Source organism: Pseudonocardia pini (genome assembly GCF_013870575.1).
In the GTDB taxonomy this organism is placed as follows: domain Bacteria; phylum Actinomycetota; class Actinomycetes; order Mycobacteriales; family Pseudonocardiaceae; genus Pseudonocardia; species Pseudonocardia pini.
In genome coordinates, this window is sequence record NZ_JACBXB010000376.1 from 1 (window position 1) to 5,212 (window position 5,212).

Genomic DNA, 5,212 nt, shown 5'->3' on the forward strand with positions numbered 1-5,212 from the left:
TCGCCCTGGGAGAGGGCGCCGAGCACGGGCTCGACGGGCCGCTCCGGCGGTTCCGCGTCTCCGCGCAGCCGGTCGAGCTCGGTGAAGACGGTGGGGGTGGAGAGCCCGCGCCGGGCCAGCGCGATCACCCAGTGCATCGGGTGCCGGGCCAGCACGGGGACGATCTGCTCGCCGCGGCCGGTGCCCAGCGCGGTGCCGCCGTGCAGGGCGAAGGTCACGTCGCTGCCGAGCTGGGCGGCCATCTCGGACAGCTCGTCTCGGGGCAGGTCCAGCTTCCACAGCGCGGACAGCGCCACGAGTGTGCCCGCCGCGTCGGCGCTGCCGCCCGCCATGCCTCCCGCGACCGGGATGCCCTTGCGCAGCACCACCCGGACGGCGGGGTCACGCCCCGAGTGCCGGGCCAGCAGGTCGACGGCCCGCCAGGCCAGGTTCGTGTCGTCCACCGGGACCTCGGAGACCCCCTCGCCGTGGACCTCGAGGCCGGGCTCGTCGCTCAGGGAGACCGCGACCTCGTCGAACAGGCTCACGGCGTGGAACACGGTGACCAGGTCGTGGTAGCCGTCCGCGCGCACGCCACCCACCGACAGGTGGAGGTTGATCTTCGCAGGCACCCTGACGGTGACCGGCGGTCGGACGGCGGAGAGCACCACCCAACACTACTGACCGCGGTCGGTGCGCAAGCTGACGGTGAAGGTGAGCACGGCCACCAGCCCCACGACGAGCACTCCGGCCGGGAGCAGCAGCGCCTGGGCCATGGCAGCGCTGAAACCCTCGTGCAACGCCGGCGGGATGTCCGAGATCGTCTCCCCCGCGGGCGAGGCCCCGCCACCGCCGAGCTCGGCCGCGATCCGGGACTCCATCAGCACCGCGATCCCCGCGCTGCCCAGCACCGCACCGACCTGACGGGTCGTGTTGTAGACCCCGGCCCCCGCGCCGGCCTGCTCCGGCGGCAGGTTGCGGTTCGCCGTGGTGGCGACCGGCCCCCAGACGAACGCGTTGCCCACCCCGAGCAGCGCGATCGGCAGCAGCAGGACCCAGACCGCGGTGCCGGGCTTCATGACCGCCGCGAGCCAGACCAGCGCGACCACCCAGGACGCCATGCCGAACCCGGCGATCCAGCGCGGGTGCGCCCGGTCCGTGAGCCGCCCGACGAACGGGGCCAGCACGCCGGACAGCACCGCCATCGGGATCAGCAGCAGCGCGGCGCGGGTGGGGCTGAGGCCCATCACGCCCTGTGAGTAGAAGGTGATCGGGAACGCCATCGCGGTGACGGCGAAGCCCACCGCGGTGATCGCGATGTTGGCCAGGCTGAAGTTCCGGTCCCGGAACAGCGACAGCGACATCAGCGGCTCGGCCCGGTTCCTCGCCTGCCAGAACACGAACGCCCCCAGCACCACGAGGCCGGAGGCGATCAGCGCCCACACGCCCGCGGCCCAGTCGTAGCTCTGCCCCTCCTGGATGCCGAAGACCAGCAGGAACATGCCGGCCCCGGACAGCACCACGCCGAGCAGGTCGAACCGGCGCACGCTGGTGGGCAGCGCCGGGACCAGCCGCATGGCGAGCACGAACGCGACCACGCCGATCGGCACGTTGATGAAGAAGATCCACTCCCAGCCCAGCCCGTCCACCAGGACGCCGCCCAGGATCGGCCCGACCAGCGTGGCCACGCCCGCGGTCGCGCCCCAGAGGCTCATCGCCTGGCCGCGCTTGTGCGGCGGGAAGGTCCGGGTGATCACGGCCATGGTCTGCGGGGTCATCAGCGAGGCGCCGAGGCCCTGCACCGCCCGCGCCGCGACGAGCATCTCGATCGACGAGGTCAGCCCGCACCACAGCGACGCCAGGGTGAAGATCGTCAAGCCGACGAGATACATCCGGCGCGGGCCGAACCGGTCCCCCAGCCTGCCCGTGATGAGCAGCGGCACGGCGTAGGCCAGCAGGTAGGCGCTGGTGACCCACACGACGTCGTCGACGCTCGCGCCGAAGTCCGACTGGATGGCCGGGGTCGCGATCGACACGATCGTCATGTCGATCAAGATCATGAAGAAGCCGACGACGAGCGCCCAGAGCGCGGGCCACGGGCTCACCTCGGGGGGAGCGGTGGCGCGGGTGCCTGTGTCACTGACGGCCATGGGTCACCTTCGTCGGCGGTATCGGTACGCGACGCAAGGGTAGGCCGCGCCCCCGACGGTTCTCGCGCCGGACGCCTCAGCTGCGGGCGGCGGCGATCCGGGCGAAGTCGTCGATCCCGAGGGTCTCGGCCCGCGCCATGGGGTCGACGCCCGCGGCCCGCAGGATCTCCTCGGCCGCCGCCGCCGAGCCCGCCCACCCGGCCAGTGCGGGTCGCAGGGCCTTGCGGCGCTGGGCGAAGGCGGTGTCGACGAGGGTGAACACCGCGGCCCGGTCGCCCACGGGCGGCTCCCGCCGGGTGAAGGCGAGCAGCCCCGAGTCGACGTTGGGTACCGGCCAGAACACCGCGCGCGGCACCGGCCCCGCCTTGCGCGCGGCGGCGAACCAGGCGAGCTTGGCGCTCGGCACGCCGTAGACCTTGCTCCCCGGCCCGGCGGCCAGCCGGTCGACGACCTCCTGCTGCATCATCACCAGCCCCTTCTCCAGGCTGGGCAGCGCGCCCAGCAGGGTGAGCAGGACCGGCACCCCCACGTTGTACGGCAGGTTCGCGACGACGGCGGTGGGCGCCGGGTCCAGCGACCGCACCTTCATCGCGTCGAGGTTCGTGACGGTGAGCCGGTCCGCGAGATCGGGCGCGAACTCGACGACGGTGCCCGGCAGCGCCACCGCCAGCGCCGGGTCGATCTCCACCGCGTGCACGTGCGCGGCCGCGGGCAGCAGGGCCAGGGTGAGCGACCCGAGCCCGGGGCCGACCTCGACCACCACGTCGTCGGCGGTCAGGTCGGCCGCCTTCACGATGCGGCGCACCGTGTTCGCGTCGTGCACGAAGTTCTGGCCGAGCCGTTTGGTGGGCCGGATCCCGAAGCGCTCGGCGAGCGCACGCACCTCGGCCGGGCCCAGCAGGCGGGAGGTGGTCACCGCCCCATCTTCCGGGATCGCCCGGAACGGGCGCACTGGTGGGTGTGCTGAGGCCGCGATGGGCTCACCCTGCTCTCCGGTGACCCCGAGGGGCTCGACGCGACGACCACCGGCGACCCGGGGCTGTCCCGGTGCGCGTTCGAGGCCTTCGGCATGTCCAGCGCGGTCTCCCCGCTGGACCCGGATCGGCTCGACGACGCCACGATCGCCTTCCGCGAGGGTCCCGTCGAGGCCGTCACCGCGGTGCTGCTCGAGGGACGGGAGGACCGGGACCCGGACCTCGGAGGGGTCAGAGTCGCCCTCCGCCGTCATACAGTTGCATCATGACCGATCTCCCGGCCGTCGTGTTCGACTTCGGTGGCGTGGTCACCGCGTCGCCCTTCGAGGCCTTCGCGCAGGTCGAGGCCGAACGGGGACTGCCGAAGGACCTCGTCCGCCGGATCAACTCCACCAACCCGGACACCAACGCCTGGGCGCGGTTCGAGCGCGCCGAGATCGACGCGGCCGCGTTCGACGCCGAGTTCGCCGCCGAGGCCCGCACCCTCGGCCACGACCTGCCCGGTAGCGCGGTGCTCGCCGTGCTGTCCGGGGCCGTGCGGCCGCGGATGGTGGCGGCGATCGACCTGCTCAAGGAGCGCGGGCACCGGCTCGGCTGCATCACCAACAACGTCCCGGCGGGCCACGGCGCCCAGATGTCGGCGACGGCGCAGCGCGCCGCCGAGATCGCCGCGATCATGGCGCGGTTCGACCACGTCGTGGAGAGCAGCAAGGTCGGCGTGCGCAAGCCGGACCCGCGGATCTACGAGATGGCCTGCGCGGCGTTGGGCGTCCGCCCCGAGGAGTGCGTGTACCTCGACGACCTGGGCATCAACTGCAAACCCGCTGCGGCGCTGGGCATGCGGGCGATCAAGGTGACGGGCGAGGACCAGGCACTGAGCGACCTGGAGCAGGCCCTCGACCTGCCCGTCGGCACCTTCTGACCCCTGAGCGAACGGCACTCTCGCTCACTAGGTCTGAGCGAGAGTGCCGTTCGCTCGGGGCTAGCGGGGCAGGCCGAGCTTGCGGGCGCAGGCGGGCCAGGCGCCGTAGCCGCCACGGTCGGCCACGACCTTCTCGGCGGTCGCGATCTGTTCCTCGCGGCTGGCCTGGTGCGGCAGCGGGGCGTACTGGTTGCCGCCGTAGGCGCGCCAGGTGGAGGCGTCGAACTGGACGCCGCCGTAGTAGCCGTTGCCGGTGTTGATCGCCCAGTTGCCGCCTGCCTCGCACTTGGCCAGTCGGTCCCACACGGCGGTGTCGCCGATCGCGGGGGCGGGCGGCTCCTCGTCGTTGGTGCCGACCTTGACCACGCGCGGCGTGGGCGGCGTGCTGGCGCCGCCGCGGATCTGCTCGCGCCGGACCTCCTGGCCGTTCTGCACGTAGACCCGCATGACGGCGGTCTGCTCGCCGGGCCTGCCCGGGTCCACGACCTTCTTCTCGCCGCGGGGCAGCTCGGGGTCCTCGATCTCCTGCACCGGCGGGTCGATCCGCCGGACCTCGAGGACCTCGCCCTCGCCGTTGCGCACCAGGTGGATCTGCAGGCCGTCGGTGAGCGGGGCGTCGCTGCTGGGGACGGACACGTCGTCCGGACCGAGCGTGACGCCCTTCTCCGCGAGCAGCCCGCCGACCGTGCCCGCGTTGGTGGTGATCGCCTCGGGGGCACCGGTGCCGTCGACCAGCGTGACCGCGCGCGGCACCTCGATCTGCACGTTCAGCCCGGCCATCGGGATCGGGGTGTCCGGGGACAGCGACATCTGGATCGGGGCGACGTCCACGCCGATCCCCGCGAGCGCCTCGTCGATCGACGCGGCCGTGGTCCAGATGTTGCGGGTCTGCCCGCCCTCGGTGAGCGTGAGCATCCGGGCCCGGTTGACGATCACCTGGTCCCCGTCGGCCAACTCGGTGGTCGGCGCGGGCTCGATCCGGTCCTGCGGCCCCGCCGCGACGCCCGCCGCGGCGAGCACGCCCTCGACGTCCCCGGCGAAGGTGTGCAGGGTGCGGTCCTGCCCGTCGACCGTGAGGGTGATCGTCTTGTCCATCGCCAGCGCGCTGCCGCTGGCCACTGTGAGCAGCAGCAACGCGACCAGTGCGCCGACCCGGGCACCCTTGCGGCCCGTGTGCCGACGCGTGG

At 73.2% G+C, this 5,212-nt stretch carries 6 protein-coding genes; 2 read left to right on the forward strand and 4 right to left on the reverse strand.

Annotation, left to right across the window (positions count from 1 at the left end; genetic code table 11):
• The 3 genes from H5J29_RS19895 to rsmA all read right to left on the reverse strand — a co-directional run.
• A partial coding sequence (locus H5J29_RS19895) for a 4-(cytidine 5'-diphospho)-2-C-methyl-D-erythritol kinase (RefSeq protein ID WP_181782558.1) occupies positions 1-647 on the reverse strand: 647 nt, incomplete at its 3' end.
• A 9-nt stretch (positions 648-656) separates the two neighbouring features.
• Positions 657-2,129 carry a DHA2 family efflux MFS transporter permease subunit gene (locus tag H5J29_RS19900; protein ID WP_181782559.1) on the reverse strand — a complete coding sequence of 491 codons (1,473 nt, stop codon included), beginning with the start codon at positions 2,127-2,129 and terminating at the stop codon, positions 657-659.
• 76 nt (positions 2,130-2,205) lie between these two features.
• Positions 2,206-3,045: a 16S rRNA (adenine(1518)-N(6)/adenine(1519)-N(6))-dimethyltransferase RsmA gene (gene rsmA, locus H5J29_RS19905; protein WP_312858318.1), complete on the reverse strand. Its 840-nt coding sequence runs from the start codon at positions 3,043-3,045 to the stop codon at positions 2,206-2,208.
• A gap of 153 nt (positions 3,046-3,198) precedes the next feature.
• On the opposite strand from rsmA, the gene H5J29_RS35235 reads away from it, so the two are divergent.
• Together H5J29_RS35235 and H5J29_RS19910 are read left to right on the forward strand one after the other, a co-directional pair.
• Positions 3,199-3,372: a hypothetical protein gene (locus tag H5J29_RS35235; RefSeq protein ID WP_246394077.1), complete on the forward strand. Its 174-nt coding sequence runs from the start codon at positions 3,199-3,201 to the stop codon at positions 3,370-3,372.
• A complete protein-coding gene (locus H5J29_RS19910; protein WP_181782561.1) occupies positions 3,369-4,025 on the forward strand; it encodes an HAD-IA family hydrolase in 657 nt (218 codons plus the stop codon). The genes H5J29_RS35235 and H5J29_RS19910 overlap by 4 nt, the downstream gene beginning before the upstream one ends.
• 60 nt (positions 4,026-4,085) lie before the next feature.
• On the opposite strand, the gene H5J29_RS35915 is transcribed toward H5J29_RS19910, so the two are convergent.
• Positions 4,086-5,212 (reverse strand): resuscitation-promoting factor (locus H5J29_RS35915; RefSeq protein WP_181782562.1); only part of this gene is annotated, 1,127 nt, incomplete at its 5' end.